28 protein-coding genes and 2 tRNA genes are annotated in these 26,221 nt (G+C 68.1%); 18 read left to right on the top strand and 12 right to left on the bottom strand.

Annotation, left to right across the window (positions count from 1 at the left end):
- Positions 1-49: 49 nt before the first annotated feature.
- Entirely contained in the window at positions 50-1,303 is a 1,254-nt protein-coding gene (gene icd / locus AC2D80_RS05845; RefSeq protein WP_484632029.1) for an NADP-dependent isocitrate dehydrogenase, read from the bottom strand.
- Positions 1,304-1,469: 166 nt separating this feature from the next.
- Between icd and AC2D80_RS05840 the strand changes: the two genes are divergently transcribed.
- Positions 1,470-1,955: a DUF192 domain-containing protein gene (locus AC2D80_RS05840; protein WP_484632028.1), complete on the top strand. Its 486-nt coding sequence runs from the start codon at positions 1,470-1,472 to the stop codon at positions 1,953-1,955.
- Between the two features lie 66 nt (positions 1,956-2,021).
- On the opposite strand, the gene AC2D80_RS05835 is transcribed toward AC2D80_RS05840, so the two are convergent.
- Together AC2D80_RS05835 and xseA are read right to left on the bottom strand one after the other, a co-directional pair.
- Positions 2,022-2,603, bottom strand: coding sequence for a superoxide dismutase (locus tag AC2D80_RS05835; RefSeq protein WP_484632027.1), 582 nt, complete (start codon positions 2,601-2,603; stop codon positions 2,022-2,024).
- A 73-nt stretch (positions 2,604-2,676) separates the two neighbouring features.
- On the bottom strand, positions 2,677-3,978 hold the full coding sequence (gene xseA / locus AC2D80_RS05830) for an exodeoxyribonuclease VII large subunit (protein WP_484632026.1): 1,302 nt from the start codon (positions 3,976-3,978) through the stop codon (positions 2,677-2,679).
- Between the two features lie 152 nt (positions 3,979-4,130).
- Here xseA and AC2D80_RS05825 point away from each other — a divergent pair, with 152 nt between their 5' ends.
- The 6 genes from AC2D80_RS05825 (at position 4,131) to adk (ending at position 8,116) form a co-directional block, all read left to right on the top strand.
- On the top strand, positions 4,131-4,769 hold the full coding sequence (locus AC2D80_RS05825) for a MotA/TolQ/ExbB proton channel family protein (RefSeq protein WP_484632025.1): 639 nt from the start codon (positions 4,131-4,133) through the stop codon (positions 4,767-4,769).
- 15 nt (positions 4,770-4,784) lie between these two features.
- On the top strand, positions 4,785-5,219 hold the full coding sequence (locus AC2D80_RS05820; RefSeq protein ID WP_484632024.1) for an ExbD/TolR family protein: 435 nt from the start codon (positions 4,785-4,787) through the stop codon (positions 5,217-5,219).
- 4 nt (positions 5,220-5,223) lie between these two features.
- Positions 5,224-6,273: a tetraacyldisaccharide 4'-kinase gene (gene lpxK, locus AC2D80_RS05815; RefSeq protein WP_484632023.1), complete on the top strand. Its 1,050-nt coding sequence runs from the start codon at positions 5,224-5,226 to the stop codon at positions 6,271-6,273.
- A gap of 50 nt (positions 6,274-6,323) precedes the next feature.
- Positions 6,324-6,530, top strand: coding sequence for a Trm112 family protein (locus AC2D80_RS05810; RefSeq protein ID WP_484632022.1), 207 nt, complete (start codon positions 6,324-6,326; stop codon positions 6,528-6,530).
- On the top strand, positions 6,530-7,300 hold the full coding sequence (gene kdsB / locus AC2D80_RS05805; protein ID WP_484632021.1) for a 3-deoxy-manno-octulosonate cytidylyltransferase: 771 nt from the start codon (positions 6,530-6,532) through the stop codon (positions 7,298-7,300). Before AC2D80_RS05810 ends, kdsB begins: the two co-directional genes overlap by 1 nt.
- 159 nt (positions 7,301-7,459) lie before the next feature.
- Positions 7,460-8,116 carry an adenylate kinase gene (adk, locus tag AC2D80_RS05800; protein WP_484632020.1) on the top strand — a complete coding sequence of 219 codons (657 nt, stop codon included), beginning with the start codon at positions 7,460-7,462 and terminating at the stop codon, positions 8,114-8,116.
- A gap of 79 nt (positions 8,117-8,195) precedes the next feature.
- Here adk and AC2D80_RS05795 read toward each other — a convergent pair whose 3' ends face one another.
- Genes AC2D80_RS05795 through AC2D80_RS05785 form a run of 3 tightly spaced genes read right to left on the bottom strand, consistent with a single transcriptional unit; the run spans position 8,196 to position 10,092 of the window.
- Positions 8,196-8,675 carry a DUF6152 family protein gene (locus tag AC2D80_RS05795; RefSeq protein ID WP_484632019.1) on the bottom strand — a complete coding sequence of 160 codons (480 nt, stop codon included), beginning with the start codon at positions 8,673-8,675 and terminating at the stop codon, positions 8,196-8,198.
- A 31-nt stretch (positions 8,676-8,706) separates the two neighbouring features.
- On the bottom strand, positions 8,707-9,126 hold the full coding sequence (locus AC2D80_RS05790; protein ID WP_484632018.1) for a hypothetical protein: 420 nt from the start codon (positions 9,124-9,126) through the stop codon (positions 8,707-8,709).
- A 3-nt stretch (positions 9,127-9,129) separates the two neighbouring features.
- Positions 9,130-10,092 carry an asparaginase gene (locus AC2D80_RS05785; RefSeq protein ID WP_484632017.1) on the bottom strand — a complete coding sequence of 321 codons (963 nt, stop codon included), beginning with the start codon at positions 10,090-10,092 and terminating at the stop codon, positions 9,130-9,132.
- Between the two features lie 91 nt (positions 10,093-10,183).
- On the opposite strand from AC2D80_RS05785, the gene lexA reads away from it, so the two are divergent.
- The 3 genes from lexA (at position 10,184) to AC2D80_RS05770 (ending at position 12,374) form a co-directional block, all read left to right on the top strand.
- Positions 10,184-10,864 carry a transcriptional repressor LexA gene (gene lexA / locus AC2D80_RS05780; RefSeq protein ID WP_484632016.1) on the top strand — a complete coding sequence of 227 codons (681 nt, stop codon included), beginning with the start codon at positions 10,184-10,186 and terminating at the stop codon, positions 10,862-10,864.
- A 123-nt stretch (positions 10,865-10,987) separates the two neighbouring features.
- Positions 10,988-11,314: a hypothetical protein gene (locus AC2D80_RS05775; RefSeq protein ID WP_484632015.1), complete on the top strand. Its 327-nt coding sequence runs from the start codon at positions 10,988-10,990 to the stop codon at positions 11,312-11,314.
- Between the two features lie 52 nt (positions 11,315-11,366).
- Positions 11,367-12,374 carry a D-2-hydroxyacid dehydrogenase family protein gene (locus AC2D80_RS05770; protein ID WP_484632014.1) on the top strand — a complete coding sequence of 336 codons (1,008 nt, stop codon included), beginning with the start codon at positions 11,367-11,369 and terminating at the stop codon, positions 12,372-12,374.
- 40 nt (positions 12,375-12,414) lie between these two features.
- Here AC2D80_RS05770 and AC2D80_RS05765 read toward each other — a convergent pair whose 3' ends face one another.
- Positions 12,415-14,589 (bottom strand): hypothetical protein, encoded by a 2,175-nt coding sequence (locus AC2D80_RS05765; RefSeq protein WP_484632013.1) that lies wholly within the window; start codon positions 14,587-14,589, stop codon positions 12,415-12,417.
- A gap of 45 nt (positions 14,590-14,634) precedes the next feature.
- Here AC2D80_RS05765 and AC2D80_RS05760 point away from each other — a divergent pair, with 45 nt between their 5' ends.
- The 5 genes from AC2D80_RS05760 (at position 14,635) to AC2D80_RS05740 (ending at position 20,153) form a co-directional block, all read left to right on the top strand.
- On the top strand, positions 14,635-16,155 hold the full coding sequence (locus AC2D80_RS05760) for a 3-hydroxyacyl-CoA dehydrogenase (protein WP_484632012.1): 1,521 nt from the start codon (positions 14,635-14,637) through the stop codon (positions 16,153-16,155).
- Between the two features lie 2 nt (positions 16,156-16,157).
- A complete protein-coding gene (locus AC2D80_RS05755) occupies positions 16,158-16,937 on the top strand; it encodes an oxepin-CoA hydrolase, alternative type (protein WP_484632011.1) in 780 nt (259 codons plus the stop codon).
- Positions 16,938-17,011: 74 nt separating this feature from the next.
- Positions 17,012-17,731 (top strand): Crp/Fnr family transcriptional regulator, encoded by a 720-nt coding sequence (locus tag AC2D80_RS05750; RefSeq protein ID WP_484632010.1) that lies wholly within the window; start codon positions 17,012-17,014, stop codon positions 17,729-17,731.
- A gap of 43 nt (positions 17,732-17,774) precedes the next feature.
- Positions 17,775-18,860 (top strand): phosphotransferase family protein, encoded by a 1,086-nt coding sequence (locus AC2D80_RS05745; RefSeq protein ID WP_484632009.1) that lies wholly within the window; start codon positions 17,775-17,777, stop codon positions 18,858-18,860.
- A 33-nt stretch (positions 18,861-18,893) separates the two neighbouring features.
- Complete coding sequence (locus AC2D80_RS05740) at positions 18,894-20,153, top strand: acyl-CoA dehydrogenase family protein (RefSeq protein ID WP_484632008.1); 1,260 nt, start codon at positions 18,894-18,896, stop codon at positions 20,151-20,153.
- Here AC2D80_RS05740 and AC2D80_RS05735 read toward each other — a convergent pair.
- Positions 20,137-20,850 carry a hypothetical protein gene (locus AC2D80_RS05735; protein WP_484632007.1) on the bottom strand — a complete coding sequence of 238 codons (714 nt, stop codon included), beginning with the start codon at positions 20,848-20,850 and terminating at the stop codon, positions 20,137-20,139. The two genes, AC2D80_RS05740 and AC2D80_RS05735, sit on opposite strands and share 17 nt — an antisense overlap.
- Positions 20,851-20,911: 61 nt before the next feature.
- Here AC2D80_RS05735 and AC2D80_RS05730 point away from each other — a divergent pair, with 61 nt between their 5' ends.
- The 3 genes from AC2D80_RS05730 to AC2D80_RS05720 all read left to right on the top strand — a co-directional run bounded on the left by AC2D80_RS05730 (position 20,912) and on the right by AC2D80_RS05720 (position 21,886).
- A complete protein-coding gene (locus AC2D80_RS05730) occupies positions 20,912-21,616 on the top strand; it encodes a glutathione binding-like protein (RefSeq protein WP_484632006.1) in 705 nt (234 codons plus the stop codon).
- 53 nt (positions 21,617-21,669) lie between these two features.
- Positions 21,670-21,746: transfer RNA gene (locus AC2D80_RS05725), tRNA-Pro, on the top strand.
- A 63-nt stretch (positions 21,747-21,809) separates the two neighbouring features.
- Positions 21,810-21,886, top strand: a tRNA-Arg gene (locus AC2D80_RS05720).
- Positions 21,887-22,024: 138 nt separating this feature from the next.
- On the opposite strand, the gene AC2D80_RS05715 is transcribed toward AC2D80_RS05720, so the two are convergent.
- Genes AC2D80_RS05715 through AC2D80_RS05700 form a run of 4 tightly spaced genes read right to left on the bottom strand, consistent with a single transcriptional unit; the run spans position 22,025 to position 26,199 of the window.
- Complete coding sequence (locus tag AC2D80_RS05715; protein WP_484632005.1) at positions 22,025-22,888, bottom strand: CpsD/CapB family tyrosine-protein kinase; 864 nt, start codon at positions 22,886-22,888, stop codon at positions 22,025-22,027.
- Positions 22,889-22,900: 12 nt separating this feature from the next.
- Positions 22,901-24,508: a hypothetical protein gene (locus AC2D80_RS05710; RefSeq protein ID WP_484632004.1), complete on the bottom strand. Its 1,608-nt coding sequence runs from the start codon at positions 24,506-24,508 to the stop codon at positions 22,901-22,903.
- 16 nt (positions 24,509-24,524) lie between these two features.
- A complete protein-coding gene (locus AC2D80_RS05705; protein WP_484632003.1) occupies positions 24,525-25,622 on the bottom strand; it encodes a hypothetical protein in 1,098 nt (365 codons plus the stop codon).
- Positions 25,623-25,638: 16 nt separating this feature from the next.
- On the bottom strand, positions 25,639-26,199 hold the full coding sequence (locus AC2D80_RS05700) for a polysaccharide biosynthesis/export family protein (RefSeq protein ID WP_484632002.1): 561 nt from the start codon (positions 26,197-26,199) through the stop codon (positions 25,639-25,641).
- Positions 26,200-26,221: the final 22 nt, after the last annotated feature.

Raw genomic sequence — 26,221 nt, 5'->3', positions numbered from 1 at the left:
CGGGCCGGACGGGGCGTGGCGCGGAGCCGGCCGTGGGGCCGGCGCCACATCACATGTGGTCGATCATGACCTGACCGAAGCCCGAGCAGCTCACCTGGGTGGCGCCGTCCATGAGTCGCGCGAAGTCGTAGGTGACTTTCTTGGACTGAATCGCCTTCTCCATGGAGCTGATGATCAGGTCGGCCGCCTCTTTCCAGCCCATGTGGCGCAGCATCATTTCGGCGGACAGGATCTCCGAACCAGGGTTCACGTAATCTTTGCCGGCGTACTTGGGCGCAGTGCCGTGGGTGGCCTCAAAGCAGGCCACGGAGTCGCTCAGGTTGGCGCCCGGGGCGATGCCGATGCCGCCGACCTGGGCCGCCAGGGCGTCCGACACGTAGTCGCCGTTGAGGTTGAGCGTGGCGATCACCGAATACTCGGCCGGACGCAGCAGGATCTGCTGCAGGAAGGCATCGGCGATCGAGTCCTTGATCACGATGTCCTTGCCGGTCTTCGGGTTCTTGAACTTGCACCACGGACCGCCGTCAATCTCCACGGCACCGAACTCGCGCTTGGCCAGCGCGTAGCCCCAGTCGCGGAAACCGCCTTCCGTGTACTTCATGATGTTGCCCTTGTGCACGATGGTCACGCTGGGCTTGTCGTTGTCGATCGCGTACTGGATGGCCTTGCGCACCAGACGCTCGGTGCCCTCGATCGACACGGGCTTGATGCCAATGCCCGAGGTCTCGGGGAAGCGGATCTTCGTTACCCCCATCTCCTCCTGCAGGAACTTGATCAGCTTGACGGCCTTGGGCGACTTGGCCTCGTACTCGATGCCGGCGTAGATGTCTTCCGAGTTCTCACGGAAGATGACCATGTTGGTCTTTTCCGGCTCTTTCAGCGGCGAGGGCACGCCTTTGAAATACTGCACAGGGCGCAGGCAGACGTAGAGGTCCAGCTCCTGGCGCAGCGCCACGTTGAGGGACCGGATGCCACCACCCACCGGGGTCGTCAGGGGGCCTTTGATGGACACGACGTAATCGCGCAGGGCATGCAGCGTTTCTTCCGGCAGCCACACGTCGGGGCCGTACACCTTGGTGGATTTCTCGCCGGCGTACACCTCCATCCAGTGGATCTTGCGCTGACCGCCATAGGCTTTGGCCACCGCCGCGTCCACCACCTTGAGCATCACGGGCGTGATGTCAAAGCCGGTGCCATCGCCCTCGATGTAGGGCACGATCGGCTGATCGGGCACGTTGAGCGACATGTCGGCGTTAACGGTGATCTTCTGGCCGGCGGCGGGCACTTTGATGTGCTGGTACATGGAATCGGGTCTCCGGTGATGCTGGGATGGGCGAGGCGCGACGCGCCGGCCCAACTGTCTGAAACATCATTTCACATGATGCATCGGTGGGATTTTAGCCCCGTTGTATTCGATGGCCCTGACGAATCTTGGTTCGGGTGGCGCCGGGCCCGCTAGGATTTCACCCATGACCCGTCTCCCCTTGTCCTTTCGACGTCGCGCGCTGCCGGTGGCCCTGGCGCTGGGCCTGTCCTCGCTCGGCGCGCTCGCGCAAACGGCCGCCGGCCAGCCCCAGCTCAACCTGCCGCGTGTGGCCCTGCAGGCCGGCATGCACCGCATCGATGCCCAGGTCGCCTCCACCCCATCGCAGCACCAGACTGGCCTGATGCACCGCCGCGAGATGCCCTCGCACGAAGGCATGCTGTTTGTGTTTCCCCGGGCGGGCATCCAATGCTTCTGGATGCGCAACACCCTGATTCCCCTGACCGCCGCCTTCGTTGCCGACGACGGCCGCATCGTGAACCTGGCCGATATGCAGCCGCTGTCGGAGGAAAGCCACTGTTCCACCGAGCCCGTGCGGTATGTGTTGGAAATGAACCAGGGCTGGTTCGCCCGCCGCGGCGTTGCGGCGGGTTTTGTGCTCAAGGGCCCGCCTTTCAACGCGCCCCGCTGACCCCGCGGATCGGGCCAAGAAAAAAGGGGCCGAGGCCCCTTTGTCGGATGACCGCCAACCGAGGCTTCAGGCGAAGTTCTGCTCGGCAAACGACCAGTTGACCAGCTTGTCGAGGAAGGTTTCGACGAACTTGGGGCGGGCGTTGCGGTAGTCGATGTAGTAGGCGTGTTCCCACACGTCGACGGTGAGCAGCGCTTTGTCGGCGGTGGTCAGCGGGGTGCCAGCGGCGCCGGTGTTGACGATGTCCACCGAGCCGTCGGCCTTTTTGACCAGCCAGGTCCAGCCAGAGCCGAAGTTGCCCACGGCCGACTTGATGAAGGCTTCGCGGAAGGCGGCGTAGCTGCCCCACTTGGCGTTGATGGCTGCAGCCAGCGCGCCGCTCGGCTCGCCGCCGCCGTTGGGCTTCATGCAGCTCCAGAAGAAGGTGTGATTCCAGATCTGGGCGGCGTTGTTGTAAATGCCGCCGCTGGACTTCTTGACGATGGACTCGAGGTCCATGCTCTCGAACTCGGTACCCTTTTGCAGGTTGTTGAGGTTCACCACGTAAGCGTTGTGGTGCTTGCCGTGGTGGAACTCCAGGGTCTCGCGGCTGTAGTGCGGGGCCAGGTCGTCCAGGCCGTAGGGCAGTGCGGGCAGGGTGTGTTCCATGGGGTTCCTCAGTGAGTGGATGTGGGGAAAACGCGCATTGTAGGCAGCGCCCATGACGCCCTTGACGTCAGGGTCATGCCGGCGCTTCGGGGTCCACGGTCAGCGGCACCGAGCCGTCGGCCAGGCGCGCGCGGACCGGCTGACCGGGTCGCAGATCGGCGCGCCGGCGGACCACCGTGCCGTCGGCGGCGGTGACGATGGCGTAGCCGCGCTCGAGCACCAGCTGCGGATCGAGGAGCGACAGGGCCTGGGCGGCACGCTCGAGTCGGGCGCGGTGGCGCTCGGTGTTCCGGGCTGCGGCGCGTGGCAGGGCATCGGCCAGCCGGGCGAGCCGCTGCTGCCCCTGCCAGACGGGGCGCTGGAGCGCGGACCTCAGCCGCTGGTCGAGCCGGTCGAGCGTGAGCTGCGCGCCGTGCACCCGCGCCGAAGGTCGACCCAGGCGCTGGGCCAGACGGTCCAGGTGCTGCTGCCGGCTGTCGATGGCGGCCAGCACGCCGTTGCTCAGGCGCGAGGCCATTCGGTCCAGGGCTGCCAGACGGTCGGCGCGGGCCACCGCACACAGCTCGGCCGCGGCCGTGGGCGTGGGTGCGCGCAGGTCCGCGGCGAAGTCAGCGAGCGTGACATCGGTTTCGTGCCCCACGCCACACACCACCGGCAGGCCACACGCCGCCACCGCGCGCACCACGATCGGGTCGTTGAAAGCCCACAGGTCCTCCAGGGAGCCCCCGCCTCGCACCAGCAGGACGACATCGGCCTGCCCATGGCGCTGGGCGGCGGCCAGCGCTTGCGCGATGTCGGCGGGCGCCTGCGCGCCCTGCACAGACGCCGGGTACACCGTGACCGGGATGTGGGGCACGCGCCGCGCCAGCGCGGTGGCCACGTCACGCAGCGCCGCTGCGCCGAGCGAGGTCACCACACCGATGTGGCGAGGCTCGGCCGGCAGCGGCCGCTTGCGCGCCGGGTCAAACAGGCCCTCGGCTTCCAGCTGGGCCTTCAGGCGCAGGAACTGCTCGTACAAAGCCCCCTGCCCCGCCGGCTGCAGCGTCTCCACAATGAGCTGCAGGTCACCGCGCGGACCGTAGACGTCCAGCCGACCGCGGGCCACGACCCGCAGGCCGTCACGCGGCGCGAACCGGAGCTGTTCGGCCGAGCGGCGAAACAGCGCGCACCGGACCTGGCCCTGCTCGTCCTTGAGGGTGAAGTAGCAATGGCCGCTGGTGGCGCGCGAAAAGCCGGCGATCTCACCCTGGACCGCGACCGGGTTGAAGCGGGCGGACAGCGCGTCGGCGATGGCTCGCATGAGCGGGCCAACCGCCCAGACGCGTTCGGCGGCCGTCGAAGCGGCGGGGGAGGAAAAGTCGTCGGCGTCGGCCATACAAACGCGGTGAATGGAGGGCTGCGCCGCCGTGCGACACCACACCCCCGGACTTGTCCGGACATGCCGGCGTGAGGCGGCGGGTGGGGGGCATAATCCGCCCGTCTGTTCGCGTGACCGCCGCCCGAGCGGCCCCCGCCTGGAGCCCTGACTTGCTGTCCATCATACAAGCCGCCGGCTGGCCGATCTGGCCGCTCATTGCGTGTTCCATCGTTGGCTTGGCGCTCATCATTGAGCGCTTCATCAGCCTCAAGACACAGAAGATCGTGCCGCCCAAGCTGCTCGACGAAGCCATCATGGTGTCGCGCACCGGCGTGCCATCGGCCGACGTCGTGGCGCAGCTCGAACAGAACTCGGTGCTGGGTGCGGTGCTGGCCACCGGATTCCGCACCCTGAGCAACAACCCGCGCGCCAGCGAAGACGATCTGCGGGCCAGCCTGGAGGGCGCGGGCCGACAGGCCGCGGCGCAGCTGCAGCGCTATCTGGGGGCATTGGCCACGATCGCGTCGGCCGCGCCCCTGCTCGGCCTGCTCGGCACGGTGATCGGCATGATCGAGATCTTCGGCTCCCAACCTGGCGGCACGCTGGTGGTGCCGGAGGGCAGCAATCCCGGCCAGTTGGCGCACGGCATCTCGGTGGCGCTCTACAACACGGCCTTCGGCCTGATCGTCGCCATCCCGGCGCTGATCTTCTGGCGTTACTTCCGCGCCCGCGTGGACGACCAGCTCCTGGCGCTGGAACTCGCAGCCGAGCGTTTCGTGCGCCACCTGATGCTGCTGCGCAAAGGCTGATCGAGGACCGACGCGATGAACTTCCGCCCCGGCTCGCGCGAAGAACCCGAGATCAACCTGATCCCGTTCATCGACATCCTGCTGGTCATCCTGATTTTTCTGGTGCTCACCACCACCTACAGCAAGTACACCGAGCTGCAGGTCAATCTGCCGGTGGCCGACGCCGAGGCGCCCCGACAGAACCCCCGCGAAATCGTGGTCTCGGTGGGCAGTGACGGGCGCTACGCCGTCGACCGGCTGGTGCTCGATCCGTCCGGCGGCGTGGAGGCGCTCACCATCGCCCTGCAGCAGGCCGCCGCCGACCGCAAGGACCCGGTGATCGTCATCAGCGCCGACGCCGCCGCCGCCCACCAATCGGTCATCAACGTGATGGACGCCGCGCGCCGCGCCGGGCTGGTCCAAATCACGTTCGCCACCCAGCACAGCGGTGGCGGTGCCCCGAAACGCTGACCGCATGGCCGCGCCGCGCCGCGGTACCGCCGAAGCCCGCTGGCGAGCACTGGCCGAGCGCCGCGGAGCACTCGCCCGGGCGCTCTGGCCGTTGTCCTTCCTCATGACGCTGGTCGTGCGGGTGCGCCACGCGCTGTACGCCGCCGGGGTCTGGCGCAGCGAAGTGCTTCCGGTGCCGGTGATCGTGGTGGGCAATGTGGTGGCGGGCGGGGCCGGCAAGACGCCGGTCACGCGCGCGCTGGTGGAGGCCCTGCGCGCACGGGGCTGGCGGCCGGGCCTGATTTCGCGCGGCTACGGCGGCTCGGCCCACGGGGCGCAGGCGGTCGCGCACGACAGCGACCCAGCCGCGGTGGGTGACGAGCCCTTGCTCCTGCACCGCACCACCGGCGCGCCGGTGGTGGTGGCACGGCGACGCGCCGAGGCCGGGCGCGCCCTGCTGGCGGCACACCCGGATGTCAACCTTCTCATCGCCGACGATGGGCTGCAACACCGCGCGCTGCACGCCGACCTGCGCATCGTGGTGTTCGACGACCGCGGCGTGGGCAACGGCTGGCTCTTGCCTGCGGGCCTGCTGCGCGAGCCCTGGCCGCCTCGAGGCGCACAGCCGGTGCCCGACTTCGCCGTGTGGCCACAAGGCGCGGCACCACCGCGCCTGCCCGCGAACTGCCGCGGCTTCACGATTCACCGCGCGCTGCACGACACCGCGCTGGAACTGCGCCGGGGCGAACGACAGCGGTTGACCGCTCTGTCGCCGGCGGCGGCGCTGGCCGGCATTGCCCGGCCGGAGGTGTTCTTTGGCCAGCTGCGCGCCGCGGGCGTGACGCTGACCCAGACGCACGCCGCGCCCGACCACGCCGACGGCCCGTCGTTGACCGCGGCGCTGGCCCGGTTGCCGGCTGAGTGCCCGGTGCTGTGCACCGAGAAGGACGCGGTGAAACTGCCCGCGACGCTTCCCGTCGGACGCGTCTGGGTCGTGCCGCTGGCGGTGTCGCTGCCCGTCGCCCTGCTCGACGCCGTGGACGCGACGCTGGCCGCGCGCGCGCCCCGCCGCTGAGCCACGCCGCGCGACGCGCCATCGGGTGGCAACGCTCCTATCATTCGGCCATGGACACCAAACTGCTTGAACTGCTGGTCTGCCCGGTCACCAAAGGTCCCTTGGGCTTCGACCGAGAGCGCCAGGAACTCGTCTCCCGCAGCGCCCGACTGGCCTACCCGGTGCGCGACGGCATCCCCGTGCTGCTGGAGCACGAGGCCCGCGCGCTGAGCGACGAGGAACTGGCGCGCCCGAGCACGCCGGCGCCGCTGGCGTGATGGCGTCCGCCGCGCCCGACTTCACCGTGCTGATCCCGGCACGGCTGCAATCCTCCCGCCTGCCCGACAAGCCGCTGGCCGACATCGGCGGCCTGCCGATGGTGGTGCGGGTGGCCCGCCAGGCCGCGCGCTCGCGAGCCCGGGCGGTGGTGGTGGCCACCGACCACCCGCGCATCGCCGACGCCTGTCAGGCGCACGGGGTGTCGGTGGTGATGACCCGGGTTGACCACCCCAGCGGCAGCGACCGGCTCGCCGAAGCGGCGCTGGCGCTCGGTTTGCCCGACGAGGCCATGGTCGTCAACGTGCAGGGCGACGAGCCGCTGATCGACCCCGCACTGATCGACGCGGTGGCGCTTGCCCTGGCGGCGCGACCGGATTGCGCCATGGCCACGGCGGCCCACCGCATCACCGCGCGCGCCGACTGGCTCAGCCCCCACGTGGTCAAGGTCGTGACCGACCGCCACGGCACCGCCCTGACCTTTTCGCGCGCGCCGCTGCCGTGGTGGCGCGACGGCATGGACAGCGGCGCCCTGCCCGACCCGGCCCCGCTGCGCCACATCGGCCTGTACGCCTATCGCGTGGGCTTCCTGCGGCGCTTCCCGGGCCTGCCCGTGGCGCCGATGGAGCGGCTGGAGTCGCTCGAGCAGTTGCGGGCGCTGTGGCACGGCGAGCGGATCGCGGTGCACGTCGGCGACACCGCGCCCGGTCCCGGGGTGGACACGCCCGAGGACTTGGCCAGGGTGCGGGCCCTGATCGGCCACGGCGGCTGACGCTCTGAAGCGCCGCCCAAAGCCGGCCCTGTGTAAGGCGAGGCAAGGGAGGCGCGTGCTATCCTCGCCCGCGTTGCCCCGGGAGCCTTGAGCCTCATCCGGGCGCCGCCGCCGGAGACAAGCGGCCACGCCATTGAAGACACGACACAAAGGAAAGCGATGAGACTCATTCTGTTGGGCGCACCCGGTGCCGGCAAAGGCACGCAAGCGGCCTTCATCTGCCAGAAATACGGCATCCCCCAGATCTCCACCGGCGACATGCTGCGCGCCGCCGTCAAGGCCGGCACGCCGCTGGGTCTGCAAGCCAAGGCCGTGATGGAATCCGGCGGACTGGTCAGCGACGACCTGATCATCAACCTGGTCAAGGAGCGCATCGCCCAGCCCGATTGCGCCAACGGCTTCCTCTTCGACGGCTTCCCCCGCACCATCCCGCAAGCCGACGCCATGAAGGCCGCCGGCGTGAAGCTCGATTACGTGCTGGAAATCGACGTGCCTTTCGACGCGATCATCGAGCGCATGAGCGGGCGCCGCTCCCACCCCGCCTCCGGTCGCACCTACCACGTGAAGTTCAACCCGCCGAAGGTGGCCGGTGTGGACGATGTGACCGGCGAGCCGCTGATCCAGCGCGACGACGACAAGGAAGACACCGTGAAGAAGCGGCTGGAGGTGTACAGCGCACAAACCCGGCCGCTGGTGGACTACTACAGCCAATGGGCGAAGGCCGATCCCGCCGCCGCACCGAAGTACCGGGCCATCAGCGGCATGGGTTCGGTCGACGAGATCACCGCCCGGGCGCTGTCCGCGCTGTCGGCCTGATCCGCCCGCTCACCACGCCACAACCCGGCCCAGGCCGGGTTTTTTCATGGGCCAACGGGATCGGCGGGATGCTACCGGCTCAGGCCGGCGCGGAACGCAGGCCGTAGGCCTTGCCGTCGAGAAAGAGAAACTCGGCCCGCAGCACCGGGTCGCCGCGTTCTTCGTCGAAGGTGAAACCCAACACGCCCACGCGCGCGCCGGCCGCGATTTCCGGCACCGACCATTGCGACATGCGCGTCAGCGGCGCCAGTTCCACCTGCCAGCGCCGATCCCGGCGTCGCGGCAGCACCGCCTTGGCGAGCAGGCCGGGGCCGTCCACCGCGGCCACCTGCGCCGGCAGCGCGCGCCGCGCCAGATCGGCGGGCAGCGCAAGCTCGGCAGGCAGTTCCAGCACGAGTTCGGCATGCGGGTTGCGCCACTGGACCGACGCCGCGGTGCCCTCAAGATAAATCGGCCGGTTCTGATCGAAGCGCGCCCAGCCGTGGTGTGCCCGCGCCCCACCGGCCCACACCAGCATGCCCAGCGCCGCCGCGCCCTGCCACACCACCCTGCGTTGCATCGTTGTCCCCTTCAGCAAGGCCGCACCGGCCTCAGACATAGGCAATCCATCGGCCCGCGGTGAGCGTGGCCAGCCACAACACCGTCGAGAGCCCCATCAGCGCGCGGGCCGTGCCGTCCGCGCGCTCCAGCGAGCGCCGCGCATGGAACCAGCCGGCGTTGCAGCCGGCCAGCATGATCAGCGCCATCTTGGCTGTGAACACGCGATTGGCCAACAGTTCCGCGGCCTGGGTGGCAAACATGACCAGGCCCGAGGCGGCCGCCAGCGCAAAACCGGCCACCGACAACGCCAGGGCGAGTCGCGCAAGGGCGCGCAGGTCCAGCGCCGAGGCGGCGCCCCAGACCCGCGCCTCGAGCAGGAACAGGTTCCCCAGCAGCAGCGACACGCCCAGCAGGTGCAGCACCTCCAGAGCGGGATAAGCCCAGGCGCTGGTGGTGATGGCTGCGAGCACGGCTCATCCCCCCAGCAAGTCCAGCGCCAGCGCCAGCCGGGCCTGCGCCGGCGTGGCGGCGTCCAGCGTGGCAAACGCCTGGCCGGCGTACGGCACCACGCGCGCGTGGCCGCACCGCGAGGCCAGTCGGACCGCCACGCCCGCCGACGCGGCCGCCGCGAGCGCCGCCTGCAGGTCGCGGTGCAGGGAGCCGTTGCCGGTGCCCGCCACCACGATGCCGCTCACCACGCCTGAGCGGCACAACGCCTCCACCACCGCGCCGTCGGCATCACCGTGGCTGGTCAGCAGCGCCACCCGGGGCAAAGCGCTGGCACCCAGCAGCGCCGCACGGCGGCGTCCACGCCGGGCGAGGTCATCCGGGCTCGCCTCCCCGGGCCAGGGACGAAACCGGCGCAGCACGCCCTCCTCCACCACACCCAACGCCCCAGCATCCCCCGAAGAGAAGGGATCGGTGCGGTAGGGATGCACCTTGGCCACGTCACGGCCGACGTGCACCCGCGAGGCGCACACCAGCATCACGCCGCGCGCGCCCGGCGTGCGCGCCAGCGCCACCGCGTCGGTCAGGTTCTGAGGACCGTCGGGCGACACCGAACTCGCCGGCCGCATGGCGCAAGTCAGCACCACCGGCTTGTCCGCCGGCAGCACAGCGTCGAGCAGCCAAGCCGTCTCTTCGATGGTGTCCGTGCCGTGGGTGACCACGGCCCCGCTCACGTCGGGCCGCGCGAGGTGGTGGGTCAGTCGCTGCAGCAGGGCTTGCCAGTGAGACAGGTCGATGTCCTTGCTGTTGATCTGGGCCACCGATTCCACGTCAAGCGGCAGTCCGGCCAGGCCGGGCAAACCCGCGGTCAGCCGCTCCACCGGCAGCGCGCCGGCCACATACCCCACGTTGTCCCGCGCATCACCGGCTTGCCCGGCGATGGTGCCGCCCATGCCCAGCACCACGGTTTTCATGCCATCCACACACATCCCCTTGCCAAAGCCCTGAGAGCTGGTTAAAAATACAGGTACTGGTTATTCACACAGTCTGCCGGCCCAGCCGGCGCCCGAAAGGCAGCCCATGTTCGACCACAGCGCCCCCAAGCTCACCGCGCGGCAGCAGCAGATTCTGGCCCTGATCCAGTCGGCCATCGCCCGCACCGGCGCGCCGCCCACGCGGGCCGAGATCGCCGCCGAACTGGGCTTCAAGTCGGCCAACGCGGCCGAAGAGCACCTGCAGGCGCTCGCGCGCAAAGGCGTGATCGAACTGGTCAGCGGCACGTCCCGCGGCATCCGTCTGCGCAGCGCCGATCTGCAGCGTATCACCGAGTCGCGCGCCGGCCAGCTCAGCCTGCCGTTGCCCGGTCTGAGCCAGCTTGCGCTGCCCCTGATTGGCCGAGTGGCCGCGGGCTCACCCATCCTGGCCCAGGAACACGTCGACCAGACCTACCAGGTCGAGCGCAGCCTGTTCGCCCGCACGCCCGACTACCTGCTGCGCGTGCGCGGCATGTCCATGCGCGACGCCGGCATCCTCGACGGCGACCTGCTGGCCGTGCAATCCACGCGCGACGCCAAAAACGGCCAGATCGTGGTCGCTCGCCTGGGCGAAGACGTCACCGTCAAGCGCTTCATGCGCCGCGCCGACCGGATCGAGTTGCTGGCCGAAAACCCGGACTACGCCACCATCGTTGTCGAGCCCGGCGAGCCATTCGAAATCGAGGGTCTGGCCGTGGGCCTGATCCGCAACAGCTTTCAGCTCTGACCGCCCCGCGGTCGCGTTGCCTCAGCAGGTGGCGGGCGTTTGGCCGGCACTCACCGGCACATCCCTGCGCTGGCAATGACTTGTCGCAATCCTGCCTGTGTTCAACCCCTTCAGGAGTTTCACATGGGACTGTTTTTCACCTCCAGCCGCTGGCGCGCGCCCTTGCAACTGATCGACTGCTGGCTGCCCGAGCGCTCGCTCCAAGCCCCGTCCGGCGGCATGCGCAACCCCGTGCTGCAACGCTTCACGCGGGCGGGCTGGCTGGGACGCTCGGCCGCCAACGCACCGCGGCTTGCGGCCGAGGAACCGCGGGTGCGCGTGGTGCGGCCAGCCAGCGCGATCCGCAGCGCGGACGCCCGTCTGGTGGTCAGCGGGCGCATTGACGTGGTCTGCGCCGCGCTCGACCATCTGGCCGACCAGGACGCGCGGCGCGTCTCGCGCGCGGCCTGACCGACCCGGCCGCGCCCGCGGGGAGCGATGTCCCGCGCGGCACAATAGCGGGATGAACATCGTGATCCTTGACGACTATCAGGACGCCGTGCGCAAGCTGCGGTGCGCGGAGACACTGGAGCCCTACCCCGCCAAGGTATTCACGAACACCGTCAAGGGCGTCGGCCAGCTGTCGATCCGCCTGCGCGATGCCGATGTGCTGGTGCTGATCCGGGAACGCACCGTGGTCACGCGCCAGCTCATCGAAAAACTGCCCCGCCTCAAGCTCATCGCGCAGACCGGACGGGTCGGCCCCCACATCGACGTGCAGGCCTGCACCGAGCGCGGTATCGCGATCGCCGAGGGCGTGGGCTCCCCCGTGGCGCCGGCCGAGTTGACCTGGGCGCTCGTGATGGCTGCGATGCGGCGAATTCCCCAGTACGTGTCCAACCTGAAGCACGGCGCCTGGCAGCAGTCCGGCCTGAAATCGGCCTCGGTGCCCGCAAACTTCGGCATCGGCATGGTGCTGCGCGGGAAGACACTGGGTGTGTGGAGCTACGGCCGCATTGGCGAGCTCGTCGCCGGGTATGGCCGGGCGTTTGGCATGCGGGTCCTGGTCTGGGGCAGCGACGAAGCGCGGGCAAGGGCCGCTGCCGACGGCCACGAGGTGGCTGCCAGCCAGGCCCAGTTGTTCGCCGAGTCGGACGTGCTCAGCCTGCACCTGCGGCTGAGCGAGCGCAGCGTGGGCTGCGTCACGCTGGAAGATCTCAGCCGCATGAAGCCCACGTCGCTGCTCGTCAACACGTCGCGGGCGGAGCTTATCGAGCCGGAGGCCCTGCTGACGGCCCTCAACCGCGGCCACCCCGGGATGGCGGCGGTCGACGTGTTCGAATCGGAGCCGATCCTGCAGGGGCATGCCCTGCTGCGGCTGGAGAACTGCATCTGCACACCCCACATCGGCTACGTGGAGCAGGACAGCTACGAAACTTACTTCAGCGCGGCCTTTGACAACGTCGTGAGCTTCATCCGCGGCACCCCGACGAACATCGTCAATCCCGGCGCGCTGCAGGTCCGGCGCTGAAGATTGCTGCGGCGGGGCCGGCGCCCCGCCCGGGTTTGCCTCAGGCGTTGTCGTCGCGGGGCGGGCGCGTGTCGTCGGCGTCGGCGGGGCCGTTGCCGCGCGCGGCCGGGTCGTCCATGTCGACGATCTCGAAATCGATCAGGTTGCCACGCTGGGAATCGGCGCGCTGGGCGGTCGGCTCGATCGGGTGATCGATCTCCGGCAGCAGCGCCTCGAAAGCCACCACGTCGGTCAGCTGACTTTCGCGGCCGGCCGAGGCGTCCTCAATCTCATCGAGGTTCAGGTCCAGGCCCAGGTTGGGCGACGCCACCGGCACATCGGAAATGTCCATCGGGCGGGTCACGCGCACCGATTCGGCGATGCCCGGCGACACCATCGCAGCGGCGATGGCCGCGGCCTCCGGTGCCGTGCCTTTCTTGCCCGCTTTCAGGGGCTGCATGGCGGTATTCTGGAAATCGCTGAGGGGGCGACGCGGCGGCTGCTCACCCTGGATGATGTCCTTGGCGATGGCGTGCAGCATCAGCAGCTCGCGGTAGGCCTCGAGATCAAACACCTCGGTGTTGCCGTCCACCGTGTCGCGGAAGATGGACCGCTCGATCAGGTCGAGCACGCGTGGCTGCGGCCACAAGGACTGGATGCGCGCGAAGGCGGCTTCGTACGCCTCCAGGCCGCGGCCCTGATCCGCGTACCGGTCGAACTCGGGGGCGCCCGCGTTGAAGACCAGGTTGAACTCTTCCCGCAACCGGTCGTAGTCGTCGCGACGACCCAGCCGGTGATAGAGCTTGAAGAGGTCGAGGTAGGCCATGGCGCTGGGCTCCTGGCTCTCGGACAGGTGGTTGCGGAGCACCTCGATGGCTTGCTCGTCTTCACCCAAGGACACGAAGAAATCGGCCTGCTGCTGGATGTCGAACAGCTCCTCCGTGGCCACCGACCGGCTGGTGCCGGTCATGCTCATTGCGAAGCCGCGGCGCTCCAGGGAAGGCAGGGGCGGCAGCGGTGCAGCGCCGGTCTCGGCCACAAGGTCGGCGGGTCGGCTGTCTTCGTCGATGGCGGGTGTCGGATCCAGCGGGACCATGCCGCTGTCGCCAGAACGACGGCCAAACTTCACAGTCGGCGGCGGAGGCGTCAAGCTTGTAGCCGGTGGCGCCGCGGGCTCGGCGGCCGGCTCGGGCGTCCACCACTGGCGCTGCACCTCAGCCGTGCGCTGACGCCGCCACATCCAGCCCAGCGCGCCCAGCGCCGCCAACAGCAGCGCCACGAGCCCATAGATGACCGGATTGCGATAGCGAGAAGCCTCCGACTCGGCGAGCCGGATGGCCAGGTTTTCCTCGCGGCGCTGGGCTTCCTGCTGCTGCTTGGTCAACGCCGCGGCCTGCGCTTCCAGTTCAGCCACGCGGCGCGCATTCTTCAGCACCTCCTCCGGCGGCGCGTTGAGCGCCTTCCACAAGGCGGCCGCCTCGGCGCGCGCCGACTCGGACGTGGTGGGCTCCGACAGCATCTGCGACGACAGCTTGAGGCTGGGGTCGCGCTCAACGCCCGGGTCGATGTCCACGGGCACCAGCTGCAGCCGCGAACCGCTGGGAGCGGGTGCGCGTGCCGCCCGCTCGGCACGGGGCGCGGCACTACGCGGCGCCGGCGCCGCCGCCGGTCGAGGGGGGCGGGCCGCGGAGGCGGTCGCGCGCGGCGCGGCAGGCGTGGCCGGAGAAGCCGCGTCGCGCGTTGCGGCGGGGGCAGCTGCGGGGGCGGCCGCGGGAGCCGGTGCGGTCGGCGAACCGGCGACCGCGGCAGCCTGCGGCGCCGCGGCGGCAACGGCCGGCTCGTTGATGAGGTCGGCCAGGAGGACGTAGCGACGGGCGAACGGCGCGCCGCAACCCGCCTTGACGTACAGGGTCACCACCGGTTCGTTGACCGCGAGCGTGGTCTGAATCCGCACGACGGGTTCGCCGTCGCTGGAGCGGCGCAGCGGCGTGGTGCGGACCACGCCCTGGGGTTGCTGAAGATCACCGAAGAACACATCGGCGCTCAGGCACTGGTTGGCCAAGTCCTCGCCAGGCGCCAGCAGCACCTGCACGCTCACGTCCAGCGGACGTCCGATGATGGCCGCGCCGCTGTGCCTGCCGAGCGTGGCCGCCGAGGCGCTGACGGCCGTTGATAGCAAAATACAACCTGTCCAGTACGGGCGCACGGGCTTTTCCTTGATCACACGTTGAAACATTCTGGCATACCGGGCAGGGTGTTTCTTCCAAATACAACACACTTTATGCAACTCTCGTTCCACCAAGTCGCGGTCGTGGGTACTGGGGCCATGGGCCGCGGCATCGCACAGATGGCGGCGCAGGCCGGCAGCAACGTCCTGCTGTTCGACGCGCAGCCCGGCGCGGCAGAGACCGCGCGCACCGCGCTGCTGAACACCTGGCAGGCCCTGGTCACCAAGGGCAAGCTCGACGACGGCGCTGCCGCGGCCCTCGGCGCCCGGCTGGCGGTGGCTGCGCAGCTGGCCGATCTCGCGGGGTGCGACCTGGTGGTGGAAGCCATCGTGGAGCGGCTGGAGGTCAAACAAAAGGTTTTCGGCGAATTGGAAACCATCGTCGGGCCGGATACGGTGCTGGCCACGAACACCTCGTCGCTGTCGGTGACCGCGATTGCCGCCGGCCTGAAGCATCCTGAGCGTTTCGCGGGCTACCACTTCTTCAACCCCGTCCCGTTGATGAAGGTGGTGGAAGTGATCGCGGGACTCAAGACGGCACCAGCGGTGTGCGAGCGACTGACGGCCTTTGCCCGCGCTTTCGGCCACACGCCGGTGAACGCGCAGGACACGCCGGGCTTCATCGTCAACCACGCCGGGCGGGGTTACGGGACCGAAGCCTTGCGGGTGGTGGGCGAGCGTGTGGCGGACTTCGCCACCATCGACCGGATCCTCAAGGACCAGATGGGTTTTCGCCTCGGGCCCTTCGAGCTGATGGACCTGACGGCGCTCGACGTGTCGCACCCGGTGATGGAGTCGATCTACCACCAGTATTTCGAGGAACCGCGCTACCGGCCCAGCGTGATCACCGCGCAGCGACTGGCCGGCGGCGTGATCGGCAAAAAGGTGGGGGAAGGCTTCTACCGCTACAGCGACGGCAAGGCCGAGGTGCCGGCGGAGCCGCCGGCGCCGGCGGTGACCACGCTGCCGCCGGTGTGGGTGTCGCCCAAGGCCGCGCGGCGCGCGGAGCTCTATCAATTGCTCAAAGACCTCGGCGCCAGCATCGAAACCGGTGCAGCGCCGTCGTCGAATGCGCTGATCCTCGTGGCCCCGCTGGGCATGGACGTGACCACCATCGCCGCGGTCGAGCGCCACGACGCCACCCGCGTCGTGGGCATCGACATGATGCTGGAGGATGCGGCGGTGAAGCGCCGCGTGCTGGCGACCAATCCGGCCACGCGGCCGGACATCCGGGATGCGGCCCACGCCTTGTTCGCCCGCGACGGCAAGCCGGTGAGCGTGGTCCGCGACAGCGGCGGGTTCGTGACGCAGCGGGTGGTTGCGACGATCGTCAACATCGCGGCCGACATCTGCCAGCAGGGCATCTGCACCCCCGGTGACCTGGAACTCGCAGTGACGCTGGGCCTGGGCTACCCGATGGGGCCGCTGGCCATGGGCGACCGGATCGGACCGACCAACGTGCTGGAGATCCTGTTCAACCTGCAGACGGTCTATGGCGATCCGCGCTACCGTCCGTCCCCGTGGCTGCGCCGTCGCGGCGCGCTGGGTCTGAGTCTTCGCCACGAAGAGGCCTGACCGTGTCGGCCCGCCTCAACACCCACAGCGAGGGCGCCACGCTGGTGCTCACCATCAGCAACCCCGAACACCGCAACGCGCTCGGCCCCGAGCTGTACGCGGCCGGGGTGGAGGCGCTCAGCGCGGCGGACGGCAACCCGGACGTGCGCAGCATCGTGCTGACGGGCGAAGGCACCCACTTCTGCGCGGGAGGCAACCTGCAACGCCTGCTCGCCAACCGGCAAAAGGACCCGTCGGTGCAGGCTGAGAGCATCGAGGGACTCCACAGCTGGATCGAAGCGCTGCGCGCGTGTCCGAAGCCGGTGATTGCGGCGGTGGAAGGCTCTTGCGCCGGAGCGGGCTTTTCGCTGGCGCTCGCCTGCGATTTCGTCATCGCCGCAGCCAACAGCGTGTTTGTCATGGCCTACAGCAACGTGGGGCTCTCGCCCGACGGCGGCGGCAGCTGGTCGCTGGCGCGGGCACTGCCGCGCGCCACCGCGATGGCACTCCTCATGGGCGGAGAACGCATCGCCCCCGAGCGGCTGCAGTCGCTGGGCGTGATCAACGCGGTGTGCAACCCCGGTGATGCACTGACCCAGGCCCTGGCACTGGCCGAGCGCCTCAACCAGCGCGCGCCCACCGCGCTGGCCAGCATCAAGGAACTGGTGAACGACGCGTCCAGCGCGCCGCTGCACACGCAGCTCGCCGCCGAACGCGACCATTTCGTGCGCAACCTGCACCACCCCAACGCCGGCGAAGGCATCGCCGCCTTCATGGAGAAGCGCCCCGCGCGCTACCGCTGACCCGGATCGGCTGCGATCCCCCGGGTCCCGGGGGCGACTGCCCATTCCCCCACCAGTCACTCACAGGACAGACCATGGACGAGCCCATTCTGACAATGGAAGAACGCGAGGCGATCAACAGCGGTCGCTGGTTCAACAGCCTTTCCCCCTCCCTGCGGCACGACATCCTGCGATGCGCCTACGTCAAGCGATTCAAGGACGGCGACCTGATCGTCGCGCGCGGCGAACCGCCGTCCGAATGGACGGCCGTGGCCAAGGGGGCGGTGCGGGTGAGCTCGACATCGCTGTCGGGCAAGCAGATCACGCTGACCTACGTGGAGCCGGGCGTGTGGTTCGGCGACGTGGCGATGTTCGACGGAGACCAGCGAACGCACGACGCGTATGCCCATGGACCGACCACGCTGCTGTGCGTGGCGCGCACCGATTTCCAGAAGATCCTGGCCACCCACGTGGAGCTGTGGGAAGCCTTGATGCGCCTGCAGGCGCGACGCATCCGCACCCTGTTCGGTCTGGTCGAGGATCTCAATACCCTGCCGCTGCGCGCGCGCCTGGCCAAGCAGCTGCTGCACCTGGTGCGCAGCTATGGCGTGCCCTGCCTGGCCGACGGCAACGAGATGCGCATCGGGCTGCAGCTCGCGCAGGAGGAACTGGCGCAGCTGCTGGGCGCCTCGCGCCAGCGGGTCAACCAAGAACTCAAGTCCATGGAGCGCGAAGAAGCCATCCGCATCGAGCAGGGTGGTCTGGTCGTGCGCAACCGGGCGATGCTGCTGCGCATCGCCGAATCCGAAGCCTGAGCGCCGTCCCGGCGGCGCGGGGCACCACCCTCCCCCACGCCGCATGAGTGACCACCAGCAGTTCACGGGCACGCGCCCGGTCTCCGAACAACACGCCGTCGACACCGGTGCCCTGTCCGCCTGGCTGGGCGCCCACCTGCCCGGCTTCGAGGGGCCGCTCACGGTGGAGATGTTCAAGGGCGGGCAGTCGAACCCCACCTACAAGCTCATCACGCCACAACGCGCCTATGTGATGCGCGCCAAGCCCGGCCCGGTGGCCAAGCTGCTGCCATCGGCCCACGCAATCGAGCGGGAGTTCCGCGTGATGAAGGCGCTGGCCGGCACCGGCGTGCCGGTGGCGCAGATGCACGCGCTGTGCGAAGACGAGTCCGTGATCGGACGTGCGTTTTACGTGATGGAGTGCGTCGACGGCCGCGTCATGTGGGACCAGTCGCTGCCGGAGCTCGAGCGCGCCCAGCGCGGTGCCGTGTACGACGAGATGAACCGCGTGCTGGCGGCGCTGCATTCGGTGCGTCCGGTGGAAATCGGTCTGGGCGATTACGGCAAGTCCGGCAATTACTTTGAGCGGCAAATCGGGCGCTGGAGCAAGCAGTACGTGGCGTCGGTCACCGAGCCCATCGACGAGATGGACCGGCTGATGGCCTGGCTGCCGGCCAACATCCCGGCGATGGCGCGCGATGAGCGCCTGGTGTCGGTGGTGCATGGCGATTACCGGCTGGACAACCTGATGTTTCACCGCACCGAGCCGCGGGTGCTTGCCGTGCTCGACTGGGAACTCTCCACCCTGGGCCACCCGCTGGCGGATTTCAGCTACCACTGCATGTCATGGCACATCCCGCCCGGCCTGTTTCGTGGCATCGGCGGACTCGACCTGGCTTCGCTCGGCATCCCGTCCGAGGCCGAGTACATCGCGCGCTACTGCGAGCGCACCGGCTTCGCGACGCCGGCCCAGCTTCAGGCCGACTGGAACTTCTACCTCGCCTACAACATGTTCCGCCTCGCGGCCATCCTGCAAGGCATTGCCAAGCGGGTGGAAGCCGGCACCGCGTCCAGTGCGCAGGCGGTGAAATCCGCCGCCGGCGCCCGGCCCATGGCCGAGATGGCCTGGCGCTACGCCAGCGCCGCCTGACCCCCGTCAACGACCCGCCCCCAAGGAGATTCCATGCATTTCGACTACACCGACAAGGTCAAGGCGCTGCGCGAGCGGCTGCTCGCCTTCATGGACGAGCACATCTACCCCAACGAGCAGCGCTTCTACGCCGAGATCGCGGCCAACCGCGCCGCTGGCAACGCCTGGATTCCGACCCGCATCATCGAAGAGCTCAAGCCGAAGGCACGGGCGGCCGGGCTGTGGAACCTCTTCCTGCCGCGCAGCCCGCGCGCCCCGGAGGGGCTGTCCAACCTGGAATACGCCCCGATGTGCGAGATCATGGGCCGGGTGCCCTGGGCGCCGGAGGTGTTCAACTGCTCGGCGCCGGACACCGGCAACATGGAAACCTTCGAGCGCTACGCCTCCGAATCGCTCAAGGACCGCTGGCTGGAGCCGCTGCTGCGCGGCGAGATCCGCTCGGCCTTCCTGATGACGGAGCCGGAGGTCGCGTCAAGCGATGCCACCAACATCCAGTGCCGCATCGAGCGCGACGGCGACGAGTATGTGATCAACGGGCGCAAATGGTGGTCCTCGGGCGCCGGCGACCCGCGCTGCGCGGTCTACATCGTCATGGGCAAGACCAACCCCGACGCGCCGCGCCATTCGCAGCAAAGCATGATCGTGGTGCCGGCCAACACCCCGGGCATCACCGTGGTGCGGCCACTGTCCGTGTTCGGCTACGACGACGCCCCACACGGCCACATGGAAGTGGTGCTGAAGAACGTGCGGGTGCCGGCCGGCAACATTCTGCTGGGCGAAGGCCGCGGCTTTGAGATCGCGCAGGGCCGCCTCGGCCCGGGCCGCATCCACCATTGCATGCGCTCCATCGGTGCGGCCGAACGCGCGCTGGAACTCATGTGCAAGCGGCTGAACAGCCGTGTCGCCTTCGGCAAACCGGTCTCGGCCCAGTCGGTCTGGCACGAGCGCATTGCCGACGCGCGCTGCAAGATCGAACAGGCCCGTCTGCTCACGCTGAAGGCCGCGTACATGATGGACACGGTGGGCAACAAGGTCGCCAAGGCCGAGATCGCCATGATCAAGGTGGTGGCGCCCAACATGGCCTGCGAGATCATCGACATGGCCATCCAGGCCCACGGCGGCGGTGGCATGAGCGACGATTTCCCCCTGGCCTACAGCTACGCCAACCAGCGCACGCTGCGGTTGGCCGACGGACCGGATGAGGTGCACCGCCAATCGATCGCCAAGCTCGAACTCGCGCGCCACATGGCGGTGCGCGAGGACGTCGAGATGCCGATCACCCGGGGGTCTTGAACGACCCGGCCCCCTCGACCGGATCGTCCATCCCGCCACGAAGCGCTGCGGTGCGCTCCGCCAGGTGGCGCAGCGTCTCCAGGGCGTGCACCACCGTGTCGGGATGCGGCAAGGGGTCGAGTTGCAGCCGCAGGCCCAGCTTGCCCCGTTGGGCCTGGATCACCAGGGGCGTGTCTTCGGTCACGCCCCCCAGCGGCCACGCAAGCAGGCGTTCCTGCGTGGAATCGTCCAGCCAGCGCTTGGCCAGTTCCGGCTGGTCCGTGAGCACCGCGTAGCGCCGCCAGAACTCGGCCGAGGGCCCGGCCCAGCCGACATCGCGGAACGCCGACAGCCAGTGGTAGGCCTCAGGCACCTGCTGAGCCATCGTCTCCACCGGGTCGGTGAGCCGGGAAAACCAGGCGGTCGACTCCGCCTGCAAGCGCCGCTTCAGCGCACGATTGAGCAACACCACCGTGCTGGTCGACGGCAACGCCGGCTCCAGCCGCGCCGCGAGTTCGGCACCCTCGATGTAGTCGCGCCCGGGCTCCCCGGCCTGGACGCGCCACGCCTGCCCCCGGCTGCGGCCGGCGATCACAAAGCCGTTGTGCGGCAACGGCTCGTACGTGAGCCCGCGGGACAGCGCCCACCGCCGCACCGGCCCCGGCGTTGGGGCCTGGCCGCTGAGGCGGCGGATCGTCTGGCGCAGGGGCTCCCACATGGCGTCGGATTTTCCCGTAAAGTCGTCCGACAGCCGACCCGGCAATCCCCTTAAAACGACCATGATCGACGTCTATTCCTGGCCCACGCCCAACGGCCACAAGGTGCACATCATGTTGGAGGAATGCGGCCTGCGCCTCGGGCGCGACTGGCGCGTGCACCCCATCAACATCGGTGCAGGCGACCAGTTCAAGCCCGAGTTCCTGCGCATCAGCCCCAACAACAAGATCCCGGCGATCGTGGACCCGGATGGGCCGGACGGCCGCCCGATCAGCCTGTTCGAGTCCGGCGCCATCCTGCTGTATCTGGCCGGCAAGACCGGCCGTTTGCTGCCCAAGAGCGACCGGGCGCGGTTCGACGTCCTGCAATGGCTGATGTTCCAGATGGGCGGCGTCGGCCCGATGCTGGGTCAGGCCCACCACTTTCGCCTCTACGCCCCCGAAAAAATCGAATACGCCATCAACCGTTACACGAACGAAGCCAAGCGCCTTTACGGAGTGATGGACCGGCAGTTGCAGAACCGCCGGTTCATCGCCGGCAACCAGTACACGGTGGCGGACGTGGCGATCTTTCCCTGGCTGCGCAGCTGGCAGAACCAAGGCATCGACTGGGCGGACTTTCCGCGCCTGAAAGACTGGTTCGACCGAGTCGGCGCGCGGCCCGCGGTGCAGCACGGCGTGGCGGTGCTGGCCGAGGCGCGCAAACCGCTCACCGACGACAAGGCCCGCGACGCCCTCTTCGGCTCGACGCAGTACCGGCAGCGCTGAGCAGCAACGGCCTCAAGGAAGCCGGGCCGCGCAAGGGTAGAATGGGGGCATGTCGGAGCGTAGCGCAGCCTGGTAGCGCATCTGCTTTGGGAGCAGAGGGTCGCGAGTTCGAATCCCGCCGCTCCGACCATTCCTTCACCGCCAGGCCCACCCCGTGGGCCTTTTTCTTGGGTCGCTGCCACCGTGACCCACACTGCCCGTAGCTCAGCTGGATAGAGCAGCTGCCTTCTAAGCAGCCGGTCGGGGGTTCGAGCCCCTCCGGGCAGGCCAATGGGTCAGACCTGTCGGGTAGAGATCATCCGCCAAGGTTGTCACTCGGCAGGGCCAACCCCGGCGGGTCAACACGAAAAATGTCTCGAGAAGCCGGCGCGGGCTTGTCAGTCCCGGAATAGGCCGCGTTCGCCAATCTCAGTAATAGGCCGTTCGAACCGGCGCCTCATCTTTGTTGAGGACCACACCCACGAGATTGGCACCAGCCAAGCGAGCCATGGCCTCTTCCACCTCAGACCTGGTGGACACGCCACTCGCCACCACCATCAAGACACAGTCCACTTGTGGGACCAACGTCATGACGTCGTCGGCCGCCAACACCGGCGGTAGATCGAAAACCACCACGCGATCGGCGTAACGCTCCCGAAGCTCTCCGATGAGCTGGCTGACGCGGGGGGAGGACAACACCTCAGAGGCCCGATCTACCGGACGATTGGTCGGTAGAACCACCAAACGCTCAATGCCCGGATTGACCAGCGCTTCAGCGACGTCTGCCTTGCCCGCGAGCACCTCGTTCAATGAGGTTGGTCGCTCCACGCCAAGCACCCTCGCCACACTTGGCCGCCGCAAATCAAAGTCGACCAGAAGCGCCGTGCGATTGGTTTGCTGGGCGATGCTCATCGCAAGATTGATGGCGACCAAAGTCTTGCCCGACGCGGTGCTCGGCGACGTGATGGCCAGGGTGCGCCAGTGGTTCTCTTGCATCTTCTGCAATACCTGCGTACGCAGCACGTCGAACGCCCATACCGCAGGATGCGACTTTTGGTGGGCTACGACCCGCTCCCGCTCCAAGTGCGACGGATCAAGATACACCACCGCCGTTTGGCGGTAATCGATATCGACGGCCTTGGATGGTGGGGAGGTACCGCCTCGGGTCGGATGATGAATGAGCTGTGGATCAGAGCGACGCGCCGAGGACTGGCTTGCGGGGCCGACAGCCGGACCGGCACCATCCGACTCACCGAGACGGGCCTTTTCTATTGCGAGTTTGATGCGTTCCATGGCGACGAGACCTCAGGCCCCTCGAGACGCCAACGGCACGAATACCCCGTGCAAAGGCGTGATGAAAAAGTGGACGAGGAGCAGGCCAATCAACGCCGCGATCGCGCCACCGACCAGCAGCCGCTTGCGCAGCAGCGCCATGTAGCGCGTTTCCGCTGTCGTGGAGATGTAAGGAACCACCACCATGGGCTTGTATCCGGTAAGGGCGGTCAGCGCGTTCACGCCACGCACTCGGGCGAACAACATTTCCAGCAGGAAAGCGATGGCCACAGCAGCGCCCCCGCCGAGCAAGACACCCACCGCCACGAGCTTCTTGCGCTCGGGCTTGATGGCGTACTCGGCCAGATACGGAGGCTCAAGCAGGGTAAAGCGCTCACCCTGCTGTTCGCCCTCCAGGTTCTGTACCACCTGAGCGGACATCTGTCGCGCACGGAGGTCTTCATATTTCACCCGAGTGGCTTCGTAGTCCCGCTGCAACGCAGCCAAATCCCGCTCGACCTGCGGGGCACGCGCCAGTTGGCCACGCAATTGTCCGATCGTGCCCCTCAGCGTGCGCTGCTGATCAGCCAACAACTCGGCCCGGGCACGGGCGGTGCCCAACTGCGCCTCCAGGCGAGAAACCGCCAGGCGAGCCTGGGCTGCCGCGGCATCCCTTGCCGGCGAGCTGACATTCACCTCGGCGCGGGCAGCCTTCTCCAGAGCGTCCACCTTACGCTGCTGGGCCCGCACGTCAGGATGATCCTCTGTGTACACGCTGCGAACACGGGCCAACTCGGCACGTGCCCGATCCAGTTCCTGCTCGGTCATTGAGGGCCCAGCCGAGGACACAGCGCCGGGCGCCATGACACCAGAACGCGCGCCTGCCAGCTCCACTTGCAGCGTCTGAATCTCGTTCAACGCCTGACGATGCTCACGCTCCGCGGTGCGCAATTCGCCCTCCAGCGTCTGAATGTTGGCGAGCACCATGGTCTGGCCATCAGCGCTGGGGGCTCCTCCCTGTGCTCGCTTGTAGGCGGCAATGCGCCTTTCCGCCTCCTCCAGCTGCGCCCGGACCCGTTCGGCTTCCTGGCTCAAGAACTCGTTGGCGCGGGAGGCCTGTTCGACCCGCTCTCGCACGCTGCTCTCAAGAAAGAGCTGGATGAGTGCGTTGGTCACCTCCAACGCCTTTTCAGGGCGGCCATGGCGAAAGGCCACCGTGAAAGCAAAGTTGTTGCTCTGGCGCTCCCATTGTGAGGTATTGGCGATTTGGACATTGACCACGATGCTGGCCCGCATCGCTTCAACAACGTCGTTATCCTTCATCACCTGCAGAGCCTCCGCATCGAAGACTTCGTGCTTGGCTGCAATTCGCAGGAGACTCTCCCGGGTCATGATGCGGCGCCCCAGTGCCTGCACTCGCTGCTCGGCGTTGCCCGTTGCTGCGGTACCGCGAACGACCTCTCCGGCCACCTGCGGGGCCTCGGCAAGCAGCGTCCCGCTGGACTCATAGACCCGCGGCAGCAGCAAAGCGACCACGACAGACAGCAGGATCACACCGACGAAAGTCAGCGCCATCGGGATCCACCACCGCTTGGCAATCGCCAGGTAATCGTTGGGCGTCAGTTGGTAGTCAGCGGACATTCGATCCCTGCTTCATTTACAAACTGGAGAACGCGTAAACCAGACCCACGGATACCCCGTTGCTCCGTGCCACGATGCCGCCTGCCCCTTCCGAGCGTCGCTGATCGAGACCAGCGGTTGCGGTCCATCGCTCGCTGAGAGCTGATCGAACGCGCACGAAGGCCGTGGTCCCCGTGGTACGCACCAATTCTCGCGTCGTGGATTGCGAGATTCCGGCCGACAGCTCGGTGGACGAAGTCAGGTTGTAGCCCGCCGAAAACTCGACGGTCTGGGATGGCACATAACGCACCAACGTCCCGCTGGCTGATACGTCGCGGGCGATGGCGGCCGAAGCGCGGAAGCGCTCGCCCGTGTGATTCAAGCGAACCGCCGCAATGCCGACGGTATCCCGCACCGGGGCACTCACCCGGGTCGCACCCACCGATCCCGACACAGCGAGCGTGGCCGTCAAGTCGCGCTCGACGCCCAACGAAACGCCGGTCCGGGTAGCAGCGGTGCCCGGCGTGTCAAAGCGCAATCGAGAGATACTGGTACCGATCACATAGCGGGTGGTCGGTGATGTCTCGAATCGATATGAGGCAAGGCCGCGGGTTTCGCGGTAGTCCACAAATGAGGGCAAGTCGTAATCGACCGAGGCATGAAAAGCCCCCATCTCCAAAGACTGCGAGGCGGAAAGTTGACGTGTCCAGGTGGCGCCCAAGGAAGCGGTGCGCTGGGTGCCATCCAGCACAGTCTGTCCGAATTCACTGAACTCAGTCTCGCGGGTGGAGGCCTCTTCGACCGAGGCCCGCAGCTGAAGCACTGACACCGCCGAAGCGCTTTCCCACAGCAGTCGCAGGTTGGGATCTTCGCGATTACCACTCAGTGCGGTGTTGCTGGACCGCTCAATGGTTGCGCCAAGCGAGAGTTCGGTTCTCGCGTTTCCACTGACCGATGCGATCGTGTACTGCGGCGCGGCTCGAAGAATGACGACCGAACCGGCGCCTCCCACGGCCAAGCCCGGGTTGCTCACCGAGATCAGTTCTACCGGTATCGATACGGCCGTCTGAGCGGCGGCCTGACCAGCCCCCACCGCTGCAAGAACCGCCACCCAGCCAGCGATGCGCGAGGTCATAACCATTTCCTTCTCTTCAAGGCACGAGAACGGTGTCGCCGGGCATCAGCACCACATTGGTGTCCAACTGGTTGCCCTTGACCAGATCGTCGTATCGCACCGGCAGCACGCGGGTGCCTTGGGGTGTGCTGCGCAGGACACGAATTGAATTCCCGTCCGCAAACCGATCCAGTCCGCCCGCCTGGCTCAGCACCTGCAGCACAGTGGTCTGCGGCGATACCAGCGTAATCGCACCGGGCGTGGTCACTTTGCCCAGCACAAACACGCGATGGCCGTCGGTGGCGGTAATGGCCACGGTCACCACAGCTTCCGGCACATACTTCTTCAGTTTCTCAGCGACACGTGCTTCCGCCTCCGGCGTCGTGAGTCCAGCGACCTCCACCCGGCCTGCCAGAGGGAACGTGATGCTACCGTCGGGCAACACGCGCACTTCCATACGCAGCGCTTCATCACGCCACACCGACACCATCAGTGCATCGCCGTGCCGCAATCGGTAGGCCGCGTCGGTTTGCGCCAACGCACCACCGCAGGCCGAAAGCGCCAACAGGGCAAGAATCATCCGACGGAACATGCTCATGCGTAGGGCTCCAAGAGAAGTT

Source organism: Hydrogenophaga sp. T66 (assembly GCF_057219855.1).
The sequence above is the reverse complement of the archived record's forward strand: the minus strand, read 5'-3'. Positions and strand labels throughout refer to the sequence as shown.

Coding starts and splice junctions, on each gene's coding strand:
- AC2D80_RS05750 (WP_484632010.1), top strand. CDS start 17,012: ATGGACGAGCCCATTCTGACAATGGAAGAACGCGAGGCGATCAACAGC.
- AC2D80_RS05760 (WP_484632012.1), top strand. CDS start 14,635: ATGCAACTCTCGTTCCACCAAGTCGCGGTCGTGGGTACTGGGGCCATG.
- AC2D80_RS05820 (WP_484632024.1), top strand. CDS start 4,785: ATGAACTTCCGCCCCGGCTCGCGCGAAGAACCCGAGATCAACCTGATC.
- AC2D80_RS05705 (WP_484632003.1), bottom strand. CDS start 25,622: ATGACCTCGCGCATCGCTGGCTGGGTGGCGGTTCTTGCAGCGGTGGGG.
- AC2D80_RS05735 (WP_484632007.1), bottom strand. CDS start 20,850: ATGTGGGAGCCCCTGCGCCAGACGATCCGCCGCCTCAGCGGCCAGGCC.
- AC2D80_RS05835 (WP_484632027.1), bottom strand. CDS start 2,603: ATGGAACACACCCTGCCCGCACTGCCCTACGGCCTGGACGACCTGGCC.
- AC2D80_RS05810 (WP_484632022.1), top strand. CDS start 6,324: ATGGACACCAAACTGCTTGAACTGCTGGTCTGCCCGGTCACCAAAGGT.
- AC2D80_RS05745 (WP_484632009.1), top strand. CDS start 17,775: ATGAGTGACCACCAGCAGTTCACGGGCACGCGCCCGGTCTCCGAACAA.
- AC2D80_RS05840 (WP_484632028.1), top strand. CDS start 1,470: ATGACCCGTCTCCCCTTGTCCTTTCGACGTCGCGCGCTGCCGGTGGCC.
- lpxK (WP_484632023.1), top strand. CDS start 5,224: ATGGCCGCGCCGCGCCGCGGTACCGCCGAAGCCCGCTGGCGAGCACTG.
- AC2D80_RS05795 (WP_484632019.1), bottom strand. CDS start 8,675: ATGCAACGCAGGGTGGTGTGGCAGGGCGCGGCGGCGCTGGGCATGCTG.
- AC2D80_RS05730 (WP_484632006.1), top strand. CDS start 20,912: ATGATCGACGTCTATTCCTGGCCCACGCCCAACGGCCACAAGGTGCAC.
- AC2D80_RS05715 (WP_484632005.1), bottom strand. CDS start 22,888: ATGGAACGCATCAAACTCGCAATAGAAAAGGCCCGTCTCGGTGAGTCG.
- xseA (WP_484632026.1), bottom strand. CDS start 3,978: ATGGCCGACGCCGACGACTTTTCCTCCCCCGCCGCTTCGACGGCCGCC.
- kdsB (WP_484632021.1), top strand. CDS start 6,530: ATGGCGTCCGCCGCGCCCGACTTCACCGTGCTGATCCCGGCACGGCTG.
- AC2D80_RS05700 (WP_484632002.1), bottom strand. CDS start 26,199: ATGAGCATGTTCCGTCGGATGATTCTTGCCCTGTTGGCGCTTTCGGCC.
- AC2D80_RS05765 (WP_484632013.1), bottom strand. CDS start 14,589: ATGTTTCAACGTGTGATCAAGGAAAAGCCCGTGCGCCCGTACTGGACA.
- AC2D80_RS05785 (WP_484632017.1), bottom strand. CDS start 10,092: ATGTGTGTGGATGGCATGAAAACCGTGGTGCTGGGCATGGGCGGCACC.
- AC2D80_RS05775 (WP_484632015.1), top strand. CDS start 10,988: ATGGGACTGTTTTTCACCTCCAGCCGCTGGCGCGCGCCCTTGCAACTG.
- adk (WP_484632020.1), top strand. CDS start 7,460: ATGAGACTCATTCTGTTGGGCGCACCCGGTGCCGGCAAAGGCACGCAA.
- AC2D80_RS05710 (WP_484632004.1), bottom strand. CDS start 24,508: ATGTCCGCTGACTACCAACTGACGCCCAACGATTACCTGGCGATTGCC.
- icd (WP_484632029.1), bottom strand. CDS start 1,303: ATGTACCAGCACATCAAAGTGCCCGCCGCCGGCCAGAAGATCACCGTT.
- lexA (WP_484632016.1), top strand. CDS start 10,184: ATGTTCGACCACAGCGCCCCCAAGCTCACCGCGCGGCAGCAGCAGATT.
- AC2D80_RS05770 (WP_484632014.1), top strand. CDS start 11,367: ATGAACATCGTGATCCTTGACGACTATCAGGACGCCGTGCGCAAGCTG.
- AC2D80_RS05740 (WP_484632008.1), top strand. CDS start 18,894: ATGCATTTCGACTACACCGACAAGGTCAAGGCGCTGCGCGAGCGGCTG.